This is a genomic window from Noviherbaspirillum sp. L7-7A (assembly GCF_019052805.1).
In the GTDB taxonomy this organism is placed as follows: Bacteria; Pseudomonadota; Gammaproteobacteria; order Burkholderiales; family Burkholderiaceae_D; genus Noviherbaspirillum_A.
Genome location: NZ_JAHQRJ010000001.1, coordinates 2572491 through 2588788 on the forward strand (window position 1 = coordinate 2572491; position 16298 = coordinate 2588788).

Genomic DNA, 16298 nt, shown 5'->3' on the forward strand with positions numbered 1-16298 from the left:
CCTGCCGACGTAACTTCCCACAGATCAAAACATGGCGGCAAATCCTCCGAATACCGTGTCCAGCATGCCCCTGTCCGGCCTTGCCCGCTCACTGTCGCAGGCCGGGCGCCTGAGCATGGCGCAGGCGGAAACCTGCAGCAGGAAGGCAGCAAGCGAAAAGATATCGCTGATCGACGCGCTGCTCGAGGAAAAGGCGATCGATTCCAGGTCGCTGGCCATTTTTTGCGCCGAGACATTTGGCTATCCCCTGCTGGAGCTGTCGGCGTTCAACCTGGGCAACCTGCCGGAAAAGGCCATCGACCCCAAGCTGATGCAAAGCCAGCGGGTCATGGCGCTGGCCAAGCGTGGCAACCGGCTGTCGGTGGCGCTTTCGGACCCCACCAACACCCAGGCGCTGGAACAGATCAAGTTCCAGACCGAGATGACCGTGGAACCGGTCATCGTCGATCACCAGCAGCTGGTGCGGGCAATCGAAAAGCTGAGCCAGAGTGCCGAGCAAAACCTCAATGAACTGATAGGCGACGACCTCGACAATATCGATTTCGCCGACGACGACGCCGCTCCCAATACCGCTGCCGACGGCCTGTCGACCGATATCGACGATGCGCCGGTGGTGCGCTTCCTGCAGAAGATCCTGATCGACGCCATCAACATGGGCGCATCGGACCTGCATTTCGAGCCGTTTGAAAAGTACTACCAGATCCGCTTCCGGGTGGACGGCGTGCTGCGCGAGGTGGCCCAGCCGCCGCTGGCGATCAAGGAAAAGCTCGCTTCCCGCATCAAGGTGATTTCCAAGCTCGACATTTCCGAAAAGCGGGTGCCGCAGGACGGGCGGATGAAGCTGGTGCTGTCAAAGACGCGCGCAATCGACTTCCGCGTCAGCACCCTGCCGACGCTGTTCGGCGAAAAAATCGTGATGCGTATCCTGGACGCGACGCAGGCGCAGATGGGCATCGAGTCGCTGGGCTATGAACCGTACCAGAAGGACCTGCTGATGGATGCGATCCAGCGTCCCTATGGCATGGTCCTGGTGACCGGCCCGACCGGCTCCGGCAAGACCGTTTCGCTCTACACCTGCCTCAACATCCTGAACAAGCCGGGCATCAACATCTCGACTGCGGAAGACCCGGCCGAGATCAACCTGCCCGGCGTCAATCAGGTCAATGTCAACGACCGCGCCGGCCTGACCTTTCCGGTGGCGCTGAAGGCGTTTCTGCGGCAGGACCCGGACATCATCATGGTCGGCGAGATTCGCGATCTGGAAACCGCCGACATTGCGATCAAGGCGGCCCAAACCGGCCACATGGTGTTTTCGACGCTGCATACCAATGACGCGCCGTCGACGCTGACACGGCTGATGAACATGGGCGTGGCGCCGTTCAACATCGCTTCCTCGGTAATCATGATCACCGCGCAGCGACTGGCGCGCCGGCTCTGCACCTGCAAGCAGCCCACCGTGATTCCCGATGAATCCCTGCTCGAAGCCGGTTACACCGAAGACGAGCTGGACGGCACCTGGACGCCCTACAAGGCGGTCGGCTGCGAACGCTGCAACGGCAGCGGCTACAAGGGACGGGTCGGCATCTACCAGATCATGCCGATTTCGGAAGCCATCGAAAAAATCATCCTGGCGCATGGCACCGCGCTCGAGATTGAAGCACAAGCCAGGCTGGACGGCGTCAAGACGCTGCGCGAGGCCGGACTGGCCAAGGTCAGAAGCGGCCTGACCAGCCTCGAAGAAGTGCTGGGCTGCACCAACATCTAAAGGAAAACCCATGGCCAGTGGCGCAAGCGTTCACAACATCAAGGAATCGATCTATGCCTGGGAAGGCCGCGACCGCAGCGGCAAGCAGGTGCGGGGCGAACTGCGCGCCAGCGGCGAGAACGTGGTCAGCGCCACGCTGCGGCGCCAGGGCATCCTGGTGCACAAGGTCAAGAAGCGCACGCTGCGCAGCGGCCGCAAGGTTACCGAGAAGGACATCACGCTCTTCACCCGGCAACTGGCGACCATGATGAAGGCCGGCGTGCCTCTGCTGCAGTCGTTCGACATCGTCGCCAAGGGCCATTCCAATCCTTCGGTGTCCAAGCTGGTTCAGGACATTCGCGGCGACGTGGAAACCGGTACCAGCCTGAACCAGGCATTCCGCAAGTTCCCGCTGTATTTCGATCCGCTGTTCTGCAACCTGGTGGCCGCCGGCGAACAGGCAGGCATCCTGGAAGACCTGCTGACCAGGCTGGCGATCTACAAGGAAAAGACCCTGGCCATCAAGGGCAAGATCAAGTCGGCGATGTTCTACCCGGTATCCATCCTGGCGGTGGCCTTCATCGTCACCGCCGTGATCATGATCTGGGTGGTGCCCGCCTTCAAGGAAGTCTTCACCAGCTTTGGCGCGGACCTGCCGGCGCCGACGCTGATCGTCATGTCCATGTCCGACTTCTTCGTGGCCAACTGGTACTTCATCTTCGGCGGCCTGTTCGGCAGCCTCTACCTGTTCTTTCAGGCCTGGCGCCGATCGCCGGCCATGCAGCGCAAGATGGATGCGCTGCTGCTGAAGGCGCCCATCTTCGGTCCGGTGGTGCGCAAGGCCACCATCGCGCGCTGGACACGCACCCTGGCCACGATGTTCGCCGCCGGCGTGCCGCTGGTGGAGTCGCTGGACTCGGTCGGCGGCGCGTCCGGCAATGCTGTCTACCAGGATGCCACCCGCAAGATACAGACCGAAGTCAGCACCGGCACCAGCCTGACGATTGCGATGCAGAATGCCGATGTGTTCCCGAACATGGTCACGCAGATGGTTGCCATCGGCGAGGAATCGGGCGCGCTGGACCAGATGCTGGGCAAGGTTGCCGACTTTTATGAAGATGAAGTCGACCAGGCGGTGGAATCCCTGTCCAGCCTGATGGAACCGCTGATCATGGTGATCCTGGGCGTGCTGATCGGCGGCCTGGTGGTGGCCATGTATCTGCCTATCTTCAAGCTGGGCTCGGTGGTCTGATAACGTCGCTCGCTCCCGATTGCCTCAGACTACTGACAGCATCTGGCGCATTGCGGCCATGCGACAGATGCGCACCGTTCATGCAGGCCGGAAAAAGATCTGATTCCGTCGGCCTATGTCCGGAATCCTGGCCCGGTCGTCCGGGCCTTTCACTTCGCGATCGACATCCCGGAAGAAGGCCTCGGCGTGGGCTGGCGCATCCATGATGAGCATGCGCGCCGGATCGTCGGAATTACCCTGAAAACCATGCAGCGTACCGCCCGGCGCATAAAGGAATTCGCCTGCCCTGATGACCCGCTCCTGTCCTTCCAGCAGGAAGCGCACTTGCCCGTGCGTGACGTAATACGCTTCATCCCAGGCATGATCGTGCGGCGGCGGGCCTGCATGCTTTGGAAGCACGACTTCCATCATGGACCATGCATGATCGGTCTGGTCGCCGGTGCAGAGGAACCTGACCTTTGCCCCGAGCACACTCAAGGTTTCGCCCTCTTCCTGTTTCACCACAACGGATTGCTTGCTCATGACATCCTCCTTTCAAGGCCAGCACTACAAGTCATGTCAGATCACAGGGGACGAGATGTCAATGAAAAATGCGACTGCCTTTGCTGTAGGCCATCAGGAACCAATGCACCGTGCCCGGCAAGCCGGCTTCGACACGTTGAACGACAGCGTGATCAAGTCGGGTTGCAAAACGTGAGTTGAAGCTACAGCGCTGCCTTGCCCTACTCCTCGTTCTTTTCTGCAATCTTGACGGCAAGCGCCGCTGCCTTGTCCGCCGGCAGGCCCTCGGCGCGGCGCGCATACTCCTGTGCGGTTCTCTCGTCCTCTTCCTTTTGCTCTTCCCGTTCCGTATCCAGCCCGTCACCAGGAAGCTCGATGCGTAACTCCTCGATCAGCATGAATAGCGTGGCCGCGACCGGCAGGGCCAGCAGCGCGCCGACGACGCCATAAAGCGTGCCGCCCGCCAGCAAGGCAAAGAACACGACCGACGATGGCATGCGCAACGCGCGACCGTAGACCAGCGGAATCAGCAGCCGGCTTTCAAACTCTTCATAGGCAAACATCAGGACGAACACGATGACTGCCGTGGTCTGGCTCTGCGCCAGGGCCGCCAGCGTGGTTGGGATGATGGTCAGGAAGAAATTGATGAAGGGCAGCACATCCGCCACGGCGCCAAAGGCTGCGATCGCCAGGGCGTTGGGCACGCCGCACAGGGTCAGCAGGACGAAGATGAACACGCCCATGCACAGGCTGGTAATGGCCTGGCCGCGCAGATAGCCGCCGACGATCGTCTGCAGATTCAGCAGGATGCGCGACAGAGGGATGTGCTGCGTCCGCGGCACCACCGCAAACAGCGCGCCACGCAGCCGCTCGCCATCGATGGCGATATACAGCGCCAGAAACACCGCGGCGACGCCATAGGCGACAACCTCAAGAACGTTTTTGGAAAATGCCAGCATCTCGGCGCGGGATGCCTTCAGCAATGGCCCGTACTGAAGCGTGCGCAGCCCTTCGGCCAGCGGCTCGGCATAGCGATAGCGCGCAAGAAAGGCTGCCAGTTTTTCCCGCAGTTCCGGTTCCTGGCTCAGCAGGCTGGCGACCTGCTTGGCCAGCGCCGGCAGCGTCACGGTCAGCAAGGCCGCCAGCAGCAGCAACAGGCTGGCGAACACGATGGCAATGGCCATGCCGCGTCGTAATCCGTGCCGCTCCAGCCAGCTGATCATTGGATAGAGGGTTGCCACGATCATGAGCGCCGTGACCAGCACAAGGATGACGGGCGCCAGCCGTGCCAGCATCCACACCATGCCGGCGAGCAGCAGCGCGACGACCATGCTCAACGGGGTAATCTCGACCTGCAGCGTTGGCTTGCGCACGGCAACCAGCGGCTCGTCGAGCGGTTGCGGCTTGTGCAGGTGGGGCGGCTCGGGCGGTTTCATCGCGACAGTGTCCGGATGACAGCGAACATGGCCATGGTGATCCTGCCATGAATATTGTCAAGCCATCATGCTGCCAATCAATTGAGCGCATGCTCAACCGGCTGTATCACGATCCCGGCGCCAGGAAAAACTCGAAGCGACAGTCCGGAGCGGGTGCTTCTCACTGCACTGCGTAACGGGAAACCGCATCCTCATTCCAGGCGATGCCGAGTCCGTCTCCCCTCGCGCAGACAGTGCCATTTCTTACCTCATAAGGGCTTTCAAGGATCGCTCCGGCAAAATCGAGGTACTCCAGCCAATCGCAGGTGGGCGTTACCGGCAGCGCATGGGCGCTGGCCTCGACAAAGATGTGGCTCGACAGCGGCAGGGATGCGGCATCGGCCTGCGCGGCGGCCGCCATCCAGCCGGTGATGCCGCCGATCTTCATCATGTCGACCATCACGACGTCGGAGGCGCCGGCGCTGACGGCGCGTTGCATGTCACGCGGGAACCACCAGTTCTCGCCGGTCTGGATGGGTACGCGTGTCGATGCCCTTACCCTGGCATGTCCCTGAAGATCCTGCGCCGATACCGGTTCTTCAATCCAGTAGGGATCGAAGTCGGCAAGGCTTCCGATGCGGTGGCAGGCTTCGGTCGGGCCGAGGCTCTGGTTGAAGTCGAGCATCAGGGCAATGTCGGGCCCGATCATGCGCCGCACTGCGCCCACCGACGCGATATCCTGCGCCAGCGTATCGGCGCCCACCTTGATCTTGATGCCCCGGAAGCCCTGGTCCAGGGAGCGCTGTATCTGCGCGGCATCGGCAACCGGATCGACGAATCCATAGCTGTCGTATGCCCGTATCGGTTTGGGCTCGCCGCCCAGCAGCGCCACGACCGGCTTTCCCGCCGCCTTGCCCAGGATGTCCCAGAAAGCCATGTCCAGCCCGGACAGCACCATGCCAAGCAGGCCCTGTGTCCCCAGCAGCCGGAAATGCAGGTCGAGTTCCTTGATTCTTTCGAAGGGCACGACCCTCTTGCCCTTCAGCAGTTCGCCCAGGTTTTCAGCCAGCTTCACGAGCGGACCCAGCGTGACCGGCGTGTAGGCAAACAGGTAGGCGCTTCCGGTGACGCCCTGCTCGGTATGGACGTCCAGCAGCACGAGCGGCGCGGCGGGTATGGTGCCCATTGCGGTGCGCACCGGGCGGCTGATCGGCGCAACCACGGCACGTGCCACGACATTGCGGATGATGAGCGGTGCATCGTGCATTGTTGTGTCTCCTTCTGCGTTGAAGAGACCACATTAAGGCAGCGATCGGCAGGCAATGCAACAGGCGCATGCCAAGCGGGGGCCAGCAGTGCCTATGGACGGCGCTGCCGCGGCTGGCCATGTGGACGCCGCGGCAGCAGGCAAATCGGGCCGCTGGCTGCAAGCAGCCATGCGGTCAGGCGATTCTGATGGAAGGCCTAGTCGACCTTCGCGCCGGAATCCCTGACGACCTTGCCCCACTTCACGACATCGGTCCTGATCAGGTTGCCGAAGGCTTCCGGCGTGCCGCCCAGGATGTCGCCGCCCTCGGCGCGTATCTTTTCGCGCACGTCGGGCATCTGCAGCACGCGGGTGACTTCGCTGTTCAAGCGCGCGATGACGCTGGCTGGCGTTCCGGCAGGCGCGGCCAGGCCAAACCATGTATTGGCGTCGAAGCCCTTGTAGCCGGCGTCATTGATGGAGGGCACATCGGGAAGGCTCACCGACCGCTTGGCGGAAGTCACCGCCAGCGCGCGCATCTTGCCGCTCTTGATATGCGAAATGGCAGTCGGCACGGACGCCATGAAAACGTCCACGGTGCCGCCCATCAGGTCCGTGATGGCCTGCGACGATCCCTTGTAGGGAATGTGCTGCAGCTTGATGCCGGCTGCACGCTGGAACAGCTCGCCGGTCAGATGGGCCACGGTGCCGTTACCGGGCGTGGCAAAGGTCACATCGCCCGGCTTTGCCTTTGCCGCGGCAACCACATCGGCCAGCGTCTTGAATTTGGAGCTGGAAGCCACCACCAGCACCAGCGGCGCATCGGCCACGGTGGTAATGGGCGCCAGGTCCTTGACCGGGTCATACGGCAGCTTGGCATACAGCGTGGGATTGACCGCCAGGTTGCTGGTCTGGCCCATCACGATGGTGTAGCCGTCAGCCGGCGACTTGGCCGCCATGTCCACGCCGATGTTGCCGCCGGCTCCAGGCCGGTTGTCCACGACGATGGTCCACTTCAATGTTTCAGTCAGCTTGTTGGCAACGACGCGTGAAATCGTGTCGGTGCCGCCGCCGGGCGGGAACGGCACGACAAGCCGAATCGGCCTGGAGGGATAACTGTCCTGTGCCGATGCCGTCATTCCGTGCAAGGCCATGGTGGTCAGCGCGATGCCGGCAATCATGCGGCTCAATGAATACATGGTGTTCTCCTGATTATTTAATTTTTTCCCGGCAAACGCTCGCGTGAGGCACTGGCTCTGACATGAAAGGCGCGTTGATGAATGTGCGCCAGATACTGCCTGATGATGCAGGCGGCGGCTTCATATAATCATGGCTGGCGTACGGAGGCAAAGAACAAGCAAGCGTAAAGCCTCTTCAGGCAACTAATGTCAGCCCGAAACCATTGCCTTCGATATCTCTTCAGCATGTCGGGTATGGGTTGGGTTCCTGGGGCACAAGTATTGCAGCTAAAGTTTTACAGTCCAATTGATAATTTTTGACGATTCATAAATGCAGCTTTAGCCATGCCCGCTTTCCGCTGCATTGAAACTCGATTGAAACTGCATAAGCGGCATTTATGAATCGCTGCGAAGTATCAATTGGACGTCTCCATTATCTGCTTCGATACTCCCGATCCAAGACTCACAGAGGTGCCCGTGAATCATCGCGTTATACGGAAAACTCGCGTGGGCATCCATTCATCAGGAGACAAGTCATGAACCGACGTACCTTGCTCATGCGCTGCGCAGCGCTCATTGGCGCATGCGCCTTCACCGCTACTTACGCGCATGCCGCCTATCCGGAAAAACCCATCACCTTCGTCGTGCCCTACACCCCAGGCGGCGCGGCTGACACGCTGGCGCGGGTCCTGGCCCAGCGCATGAGCGTGAAGCTGGGCACGCCCATCATCGTCGACAACCGCGCCGGCGCCAGCGGCACCATAGGCGCCAGTTATGTCGCCCGGGCGGCGGCCGACGGCTACACCGTGCTGTATGACGCCACGCCCTATTCGATCAACCCGCACCTCTTTGCGCGCATGCCCTATGCCGCCGGCGCCCTGAAGCCGCTGTCGCTGGTGGCGCTGACGCCCAACGTGCTGATTGTCAAAGCCGACGCGCCATTCAAGGATGTGAAGGACCTGATTGCGAAGGCCAAGGCGGCGCCGGGCAAGATCAATTTCGCCTCGGGCGGCAGCGGCACGGTGCAGCGGCTGGCAGCCGAGCTGTTCCGGCAAAAGCTCGACCTCGACATGGTCCATGTGCCCTATAAGAGCGGCGGTCCGGCCATCATGGATGTGATGGGAGGCCAGGTCGACTTCATGTTCGGCACTGTTGCGGCAACCTACCCGATGGTCTCTTCGGGCAAGCTGCGGGCGCTGGCGGTGTCGTCGCCCGAGCGGTCCAAGCGCCTGCCCGACGTGCCCACCGTGGCCGAAACAGCGGTGCCAGGCTATGAGGCTTACGAGTGGAACGGCATGCTGCTGCCTGCCGCCACGCCGGAGCCCGTGGTGGCGAAACTGCGCGCAGCCCTGGCCGACGCGCTCAGGGAAGACGAGGTCAAGCAGCGCTTCAATGAACTGGGCGCGCAGCCGATAGGCTCGACGCCGGAGGAGTTTGCGGCTTTCCTGAAGAAGGAAGATGCCAAGTGGGCTGAAGTGATCCGCAAGGGCAATATCAAGCTCGACTGACAGGCAATGGGCCGTGCATGCCCTCGCATGCTGCCCCTTCTCGCTTATCCACTCATCCGCTCATTCATTCACCACCGCAGCCGATGCGAGCAGCTCGATCAGGCGCCGGCTGGCCGGCGAAAGATAGCCGCCTTCGCGATAGGTAACGACCATGCGCCGCTGCATCACGGTTTCCGGCACGTTCACTTCCTTGAGCGCGAAGCTGGGCTGGCCGGGCAGCAGATGCCGGCGTGATATGAAGCTCAGCAAGCCGGTCTCGGCAATCAGCGTGGGCAGCATCAGCAAGGTGTTGGACTCGACCTGCACCCGCGGACGCGGCAGATGATGCCGCTCGAAGGTCTGGTCGAGCCAGTCCCTGGTCGGCGCCCCCTCTGACTGCAGCACCCAGCGATAGGCTCCCAGGTCCTTGATGGTCGGCGCGCCCTGGAAGATCTCATGGCTGGCATTGGCGACCACGACGATCGGGTCTTCCGCAAGGAACTCCGACGTGAAGCCTGGCTCGGCCATGCCTTCGGTGCCTATCGTCATATCCACTTCACCTGAATGCAGCAGCGACCTGAGCACGTCGATCAGGCCGACCACGGTGTGCAGGTTGACCTCGGGCGCTTCCCGGATGAGCTGGCGCATGGCCGGCGGCAGCAGGAACTGCGCCGCGGTCGGCACGATGCCGACCCGCACCGTGCCCGCCAGGCCATGGGCGAGATGGTTGATTTCCTGCTGCGCATCATGCACGTCCAGCCGGGTGCGCCGCGCCCACTTCAGCAGCACCTGGCCCGCTTCGGTCAGGCGTATGCCACGTCCCGATTTCTCGAACAGCCGCACGCCGCAGTCCTGCTCCAGCCGCCTGATCGAGCTGGTCAGCGCCGGCTGGGTGCGATGCAGGCGCTCCGAGGCCCGTCCCATATGCTCGAGTTCAGCGATGACTTCAAAGTAATGCAGATCCCGCAGGTCCATTGCAAAAGTCCAGATTATGAATCTCAAAAAACAATCGATTGGACTATAGGCCTTCAGGCATCAATACTCAAGGCCGAGAACCACAAGCCGCGCCGGGCGATGCATTGTCGCCGGCGCTTGCAGTGGTCGCTTTTCAGCACGCCGCAAGCCCGGATACATCGATCGCGCATCTGGGTTTTCCCATCGGTCCCGGACTTGCAGGCCTGCTGCGCTCTTCCCTCTTCGACTACATATCGCCGGCATTGCCGGCACACCAAAGGAGACTTTCATGAGTCAAGCTGCCGTACTGCCCGACGTCATTCGCGACATCGACCGCGTCGCCCCGGAAATCGTTGCCGCCGCGGCCGAATATCCGTCTTCCATCCTGGCCGACGTGGCGGGACGCCGTGGCGGCCTCTCCGGCCGCATCGCGCCGCTGGCGCCGTCGATGAAATTCGCCGGCCCGGCCATCACTGTGGAAGTGCGGCCCGGCGACAACCTGATGATCCATGCCGCGATGGCCATTGCCAAGCCCGGCGACGTGATCCTGGTCGATGGCAAGGGCGATCTCAACAGCGCGCTGATGGGTGAAATCATGTCGCAGCAATGCGTGGCGCTGGGCGTGGCGGCCGTGGTGATCGACGGCGCCGTGCGCGACGCAGAAGCGATTCGCGAACTGGGCTTCCCGATGTATGCGGCCGGCACCAATCCAAGCGGCCCGACCAAATTCGTGCCCGGCCGGCTCAACCATCCGATTTCCATCGGTGGCGTGACGGTCAATCCAGGCGACCTGGTGGTGGGCGATGGCGATGGCGTCACCGTCATCGAGCGCGACAAGGCAGCCGCCATGCTGCCGCTGGCCGCCGAAAAGGTGGCCATGGAAACCAGGCGCATTGCCGACATCAAGAGCCGCAAGGCGCTGCGCCCGGGCTGGCTCGATGCCGCGTTGCTGGCGGCCGGCGTGATCAAGGAAGGAGAAACCCTGTGAACCAGGGCAAGCCCACCATACTGGTCACGGGAGCCGACCTTGCCGCGCCGGCGCTGCAGCTGCTGCGGGACTACGAGATCGTCTTCGCCGGCAAGACGCCGAGCGAGGAGGACATCGTCGCGCTGTGCAGGCAGCATGATCCGGTGGCCATCATCGTCCGCTACAGCAAGGTCGGCGAACGTGCAATGGCGGCCGCGCCTTCGCTGAGGGTCATTTCGAAACACGGCAGCGGCACCGACACGATCGACAAGGTAGCGGCCCGCGCGCGCGGCATCGAAGTCGTTGCCGCCGCCGGCGCCAATGCTGCCGCGGTTGCCGAGCAGGCGCTGGCATTGATGCTGGCCTGCGCCAAGTCCGTCACCACGCTCAATGCGCGCATGCATGCCGGCCACTGGGACAAGTCGACCCACAAGAGCCTGGAACTGGAGGGCCGCACCGTTGGCCTGATTGGCCTGGGCGCGATCGGCCAGCGCTTTGCGAAGATGGCCGATGCGGTCGGCATGCGCGTGATCGGCTTCGATCCCTACGCAAAGGCAGTGCCGGACTTCGTGCGTCTGGCGGACCTGGAGACGATCTGGCGCGAGTCCGACGTCATTTCGCTGCACTGCCCGCTGACCGATGACAACCGCAACCTGATCAATGCCGGCACGCTGGCAGCCTGCAAGCCGGGCGTGATCATCATCAACACCGCGCGCGGCGGATTGATCGATGAAGCCGCCCTGCTTGACGCACTGAAGTCGGGCCAGGTCGCCAGCGCCGGGCTGGACAGCTTCCAGGTCGAGCCCATGGTTGCCGGGCATCCGTTCCTCGGCACGGACAACCTGGTGCTGAGCCCGCACATCGGTGGCGTGACCGGCGATGCCTATGTGAAGATGGGCGTAGGCGCGGCAAGCAACGCGCTGGCGGTGCTTGCCCGCTAGTCGAGTCACATCGGCTGCGCGTCTCATGTTGCCGGCTCAGCCATGCCGGCAACATGAAGTCGCTGCCGGGCCCGGAACGCGATGCCTCGTGTCGATGGCATCCAGCCGCGGTACCGGGCTAGCCTGCCAGCTTCGCTACGCCTGTGCCGGACCAAACCATCCATCCGTTTCGTCCGGCAGGCATGAATCAGGATGGGCATAACAGGAAAGCCAGCATGGTCCTTCTTCAACCGCCGGTGCTTCGTGACACCGAGGTCTTCACCAGCATGCCGGCGCATTACCGCCGCACCGGCATGCGCTCGCTGTGGGCCGACGCCAATCGCGGCGGCGCGCCAACCGACTCCTTTCTCGAAGGCCCGGTCTTCGACGACCTCGGCAATCTCTACGTCACCGACATCCCCTTTGGCCGGATCTTCCGCATCAGCCCCATGGGCGAATGGGAACTGATCGCCGAATACGATGGCGAACCGAACGGCATGAAGTTCCTCAATCCGGGCGAACTGCTGATTGCCGACTACAGGAATGGCCTGATGCTGTGCGAGATTGAAAGCGGCGCGGTGCGGCCGTACCTGACCCGCCGCAACAGCGAGTCCTTCAAGGGCATCAACGACCTCGTCTTCGATTCCCGGGGCAATCTGTACTTCACCGACCAGGGCCAGACCGGCATGCACGATCCGACCGGAAGGCTCTACCGGCTGCGTTCGAACGGGCAGCTCGACCTGCTGCTGGCCAATGCGCCCAGCCCGAACGGACTGGCGCTGTCGCCGGACGAGAAAGTGCTTTACCTTGCGGTCACGCGGGGCAATGCGGTGTGGCGGCTTCCCCTGCTCGACGATGGCAGCGTGGCCAAGGTCGGACAGTTCTTTACCTCCTATGGACCGAGCGGACCGGATGGCCTGGCTGTCGATCGGCAGGGCCGGGTCATCGTCGCCAATCCCGGGCTGGGTTATGCCTGGGTGCTCAACCATCGCGCCGAGCCGGTGATGGTGGTGCGCAGCACCGAAGGCATGTCGCTGACCAACATCGCCTTTGGCGGCGCCGGACGCACGACGCTCTACTGCACGGAGTCGGTCAGTGGCAGCATCCTGCGCGCCGAACTCGATGTGGCGGGGCTGGCCGTGCATCGGGGCCAGGCCTGATGCACGGCCGGATGGCTGCTGCGCACGCGGCTTGAACTGCGCGCCAGCCATCCCGTCGCTTTCACTTCTGCTTCAGGCGTTCTTGCGGTGCTCCAGGAAAAAGCGCAGCATCTCGCGCGATGCATCCGGCCCCTGCGGGTCGGTGTAGGAGCCGCGCCGGCTGCCGCCTGACCAGGCATGGCCGCTGCCATGCACTGTCCAGTGCTCGGCCAGCAGCTTGCCGCTACCGTCGCGGTGTATCGCCCTGGTGTAGCCGCGGCCGTTTGCCGCCTTCCCCTTCTCCACCGTGGCCGCGCTGGCACGTCCCGCGGTGCGTTGCGCCAGCACCGCCTGCCCGTTGCGCGGATGGACGGTCTTGTCGGCGTCGCCATGAAACACGATCAGCGGGATGCCGGCGGCGCGCGCCGCCTTGATCGAGCCTTTCTGCATCGCGGCAAAGGCCGAGGGCACATCGTGCGCGGCGCCGGTCGGCAGCCCGGAATGGATGCCGGCGGCGGCGAACAGGTCGGGATATTCGCTTGCCAGGATGGCCGCCATCGCCCCGCCCGCCGACAGCCCGGCGACATAGACCCGCGCCGGGTCGGCCTTGTAGTCGCGCAGGACATCGCGGGCAATGGCCGCGATGATGGCGGGTTCGCCGCGCTCGCGCCGCTGGTCGCCGGCCTGGAACCAGTTCCAGCAGTTGGAACCGTTGGCATTCTTCGACTGCGCCGGATAGGCAACCAGGCAGCCATGCTCCTCGGCCAGCGCATTCATGCCGGTGCCGGCGGCGAAGTCGTCCGGATGCTGCTTGCAGCCATGCAGCATGACCACCAGCGCGCCGCCCGGCGCATAGCTGGTCGGTATGTACAGCTTGTAGGTGCGGCTGCCCGCCGGCGTGCTGGCGGTCAGGCTCAGGAACTGGCCCTTGAGCGGCGCCTGATTCCCGCCGCCATCAGGCTGCGCATCCTGCACATCCTGCACCGCACCCCTGGCCATCCTGGCGCGCAGGCGCTGCGCCAGGCCCGAGAGGCCGGCGCGCGGCGGCTGGGGCGCCTCGTCTGCGGCGCTGACCGGATTGATGTCGATCAGGCCATCAGGCTGCGCCTTGCCCGATGGCGTGGCATGCGGAGCGGCAGGCGTTGCGCCGCCGTTTAGGGCGCGCTGGATGGCGGCGGTGGCCGCCATCGGGCCTTCGGTTTGCAGCAGTTGCGCCGCTTCCTGCATTTGCGCCAGGAATTGCTGGTTGATGTTCATGTTGTGCTTTCTTGGGTTCGTTTAATGTATCCGCCCGGCCAATGCGGCCTTGACGGCTGGACTGGCATGCAGCGCACCCAGTACGGAAATATCGGTGATGGTGGCCAGCGCCAGTTCCGGCGCCACGTCATGCGCGATCGTGGCCAGCCCCAGTACCTGAATGCGCAGGGTCTGACCGGCGGCCTGCAGGGCTTCCAGGTCGGCACGGGAGAAATGCTGCAGACCCAGCACCAGGCTCTTGCGGGTAACGGTCTGGCGTATCACGTCGGCATGGGCCACGAGCTGGTTGCGTATCGCTGTGCGTATCAGGTCGGTGCGGTTGGTATAAAAACCTTCCTGGACCAGCAGATCGATCTGCCCGAGATCGACCAGGCCCAGGTTGATGGTCACTTTTTCAGTGTCGTTTGCCTTCACCGGCAAGGGCGGCTGTACGGTCGGCTGTGTCATTTACGTTCGCATCTCCATTTCTGAGGATTCCAGTTGGACTCCTCTTGGAATCCACTCACCATCCAACCGGAGTATATAGAGTGTAATGACCGTGTCAAACCTTTTTTAACATTGCAGAAATGCATGATGTTGCGCCTGCCTGCCTGGTGGCTGCCTTGCATTGGAGCGGTAAGCAGCGATGGCACGGCATACCGTGCGAATCCCTTTGACCTGAATGCAGGACGCGGGTTGGGAAAACGGAAGCGGAAATTGAATCCGGACTGGATCGGGCGAAACGTGGCTGTCGCCGGACAGGGAAAGAATTGCAGTTGAGTCTGAGAAGCCGGCGCAGTTCAATGCCCAACGATTGCGTTGGGCAGCACACGGTTTTCATGCCGGCGATGCCAGGCATCGTCCGCTACTGCCGGATGCTCTGGCCCGCCGCTATCGTTGCAGCATTGGCGGGCATGCAGGACCATGCCCTGCTCTTTCACGGAAGGAGAATTGCAGCCCAGACGCCGCCGCAGCGGCAACGTCACAGCCTTACCGGATTACTTCAGCCATCCGCGCTTCCTGAAATACCAGAACGGCGTAATCGCGCTGGCCACCATCAGCACCAACGCAAACGGATAGCCGAAATCCCAGTTCAGTTCAGGCAGCAGCCGGAAGTTCATGCCGTAGATGCTGGCGATCAGCGTCGGCGGCAGGAAGGCGACCGAAGCCACGGAGAAGATCTTGATGATCTTGTTCTGGTTGATGTTGATGAAGCCGACGGTGGCGTCCATCAGGAAGTTGATCTTGTCGAACAGGAAGGCGGTGTGGCCATCGAGCGACTCGATGTCGCGCAGGATCTGGCGCGCTTCCTCGAACTGGTCGGCATTGAGCAGGCGGCCGCGCATCAGGAAGCTGACCGCGCGCCGGGTGTCCATCATGTTGCGGCGGATGCGGCCGTTCAGGTCTTCCTCCTGGGCGATCGCATTGAGCGACTCGGCCGCGTCCTGGTCGGTGAAGTCCTTCTGCAGCACGCTGCGGCTGACTTCCTCCAGGCTCTGGTAGATGCCTTCCAGCGCATCGGCCGAATACTCGGCGTCGGTGGCATACAGGTCCAGCAGCACATCCTTGTAGTCGTCGATGGAGCCCGGCCGGGAACGGGCGCGCATGCGCACCAGGCGAAACACCGGCAGGTCGTCGGTATGCACCGAGAACAGCATGTTGCGCGCCAGGATGAACGCCACCGTCACCACCCGCGCCGGGCCGTCGTCGTCTTCCAGCAGGAAGTCGGTGCGCAGATGCAGGTCGCCATTCTCGGCTTCGTAGTAGCGGGCCGATGCCTCGATGTCCTTGACTTCATCCTCGCCCGGCAGCGTCACGCCATAGATGCTGCGGACCCAGTTGCGCTCTTCATCGTTGGGATCGGTCAGGTCCACCCATACCGGCACGGCCTGCACCAGGTCGTCGCGGCTGTTGATATTGACCTGGTTCAGCCGGCCGTTTTGCAGCACAAATACATTGATCATCTGACCTCCCGCCCGCAGCGCTCGCGCAAGCGCAGCGCCCCCTGGCATGCGCCAGGGGTGTGTAACAAATCAGGGAACGCGGCCGATACGGCCTTTTGGATGCGCCCGCCCACCAAAACTGGCGAGAGGCGACTGGGGAATGCAGCGCGCTATCTCGCCAACCGGCCATGCAATGATGGCCGCATGTCTGAATAAGGACTACCCAAGTCGGGTCTCCAGGAACAAAAACAGCGCAAGTGTACTGACAAGGCCATGCCTAGGCAAGTCATAACCGGAAGCCAATGCAGACCCGCGC

14 protein-coding genes are annotated in these 16298 nt (G+C 62.8%); 6 read left to right on the forward strand and 8 right to left on the reverse strand.

All coding sequences use genetic code 11. The features are described from left to right. Positions 1-31: 31 nt before the first annotated feature. Together pilB and KTQ42_RS11680 are read left to right on the forward strand one after the other, a co-directional pair. Positions 32-1765: a type IV-A pilus assembly ATPase PilB gene (gene pilB / locus KTQ42_RS11675; protein ID WP_217345652.1), complete on the forward strand. Its 1734-nt coding sequence runs from the start codon at positions 32-34 to the stop codon at positions 1763-1765. Between the two features lie 10 nt (positions 1766-1775). Further along, positions 1776-2996 (forward strand): type II secretion system F family protein, encoded by a 1221-nt coding sequence (locus KTQ42_RS11680; protein ID WP_217345653.1) that lies wholly within the window; start codon positions 1776-1778, stop codon positions 2994-2996. A 78-nt stretch (positions 2997-3074) separates the two neighbouring features. Here the strand turns inward: KTQ42_RS11680 and KTQ42_RS11685 are convergent, their stop codons facing one another. The 4 genes from KTQ42_RS11685 to KTQ42_RS11700 all read right to left on the reverse strand — a co-directional run bounded on the left by KTQ42_RS11685 (position 3075) and on the right by KTQ42_RS11700 (position 7339). Continuing rightward, positions 3075-3518: a cupin domain-containing protein gene (locus tag KTQ42_RS11685; RefSeq protein WP_217345654.1), complete on the reverse strand. Its 444-nt coding sequence runs from the start codon at positions 3516-3518 to the stop codon at positions 3075-3077. Between the two features lie 200 nt (positions 3519-3718). Beyond that, the gene (locus tag KTQ42_RS11690) at positions 3719-4933 is read right to left on the reverse strand and encodes an AI-2E family transporter (RefSeq protein ID WP_217345655.1); all 1215 of its coding nucleotides are present in this window, start codon (positions 4931-4933) and stop codon (positions 3719-3721) included. Between the two features lie 160 nt (positions 4934-5093). Then, positions 5094-6179: an enolase C-terminal domain-like protein gene (locus KTQ42_RS11695; RefSeq protein ID WP_217345656.1), complete on the reverse strand. Its 1086-nt coding sequence runs from the start codon at positions 6177-6179 to the stop codon at positions 5094-5096. Between the two features lie 197 nt (positions 6180-6376). Further along, positions 6377-7339, reverse strand: coding sequence for a tripartite tricarboxylate transporter substrate binding protein (locus KTQ42_RS11700; protein WP_217346925.1), 963 nt, complete (start codon positions 7337-7339; stop codon positions 6377-6379). Positions 7340-7893: 554 nt separating this feature from the next. Between KTQ42_RS11700 and KTQ42_RS11705 the strand changes: the two genes are divergently transcribed. Beyond that, complete coding sequence (locus KTQ42_RS11705; RefSeq protein WP_217346926.1) at positions 7894-8844, forward strand: tripartite tricarboxylate transporter substrate binding protein; 951 nt, start codon at positions 7894-7896, stop codon at positions 8842-8844. Positions 8845-8904: 60 nt separating this feature from the next. Here KTQ42_RS11705 and KTQ42_RS11710 read toward each other — a convergent pair whose 3' ends face one another. Then, positions 8905-9798 (reverse strand): LysR family transcriptional regulator, encoded by an 894-nt coding sequence (locus KTQ42_RS11710; protein ID WP_217345657.1) that lies wholly within the window; start codon positions 9796-9798, stop codon positions 8905-8907. A 268-nt stretch (positions 9799-10066) separates the two neighbouring features. Here KTQ42_RS11710 and KTQ42_RS11715 point away from each other — a divergent pair, with 268 nt between their 5' ends. The 3 genes from KTQ42_RS11715 to KTQ42_RS11725 all read left to right on the forward strand — a co-directional run bounded on the left by KTQ42_RS11715 (position 10067) and on the right by KTQ42_RS11725 (position 12824). Then, positions 10067-10765, forward strand: coding sequence for an RraA family protein (locus KTQ42_RS11715; RefSeq protein ID WP_217345658.1), 699 nt, complete (start codon positions 10067-10069; stop codon positions 10763-10765). Further along, entirely contained in the window at positions 10762-11685 is a 924-nt protein-coding gene (locus tag KTQ42_RS11720) for a hydroxyacid dehydrogenase (RefSeq protein WP_217345659.1), read from the forward strand. Before KTQ42_RS11715 ends, KTQ42_RS11720 begins: the two co-directional genes overlap by 4 nt. A gap of 215 nt (positions 11686-11900) precedes the next feature. Next, complete coding sequence (locus KTQ42_RS11725; RefSeq protein ID WP_217345660.1) at positions 11901-12824, forward strand: SMP-30/gluconolactonase/LRE family protein; 924 nt, start codon at positions 11901-11903, stop codon at positions 12822-12824. Between the two features lie 72 nt (positions 12825-12896). On the opposite strand, the gene KTQ42_RS11730 is transcribed toward KTQ42_RS11725, so the two are convergent. The 3 genes from KTQ42_RS11730 to corA all read right to left on the reverse strand — a co-directional run bounded on the left by KTQ42_RS11730 (position 12897) and on the right by corA (position 16003). Continuing rightward, positions 12897-14060: a PHB depolymerase family esterase gene (locus KTQ42_RS11730; protein WP_217345661.1), complete on the reverse strand. Its 1164-nt coding sequence runs from the start codon at positions 14058-14060 to the stop codon at positions 12897-12899. A gap of 21 nt (positions 14061-14081) precedes the next feature. Further along, positions 14082-14507 (reverse strand): CopG family transcriptional regulator, encoded by a 426-nt coding sequence (locus KTQ42_RS11735; RefSeq protein ID WP_217345662.1) that lies wholly within the window; start codon positions 14505-14507, stop codon positions 14082-14084. A gap of 530 nt (positions 14508-15037) precedes the next feature. Further along, positions 15038-16003 (reverse strand): magnesium/cobalt transporter CorA, encoded by a 966-nt coding sequence (gene corA, locus KTQ42_RS11740; RefSeq protein WP_194711604.1) that lies wholly within the window; start codon positions 16001-16003, stop codon positions 15038-15040. Positions 16004-16298 lie beyond the last annotated feature (295 nt).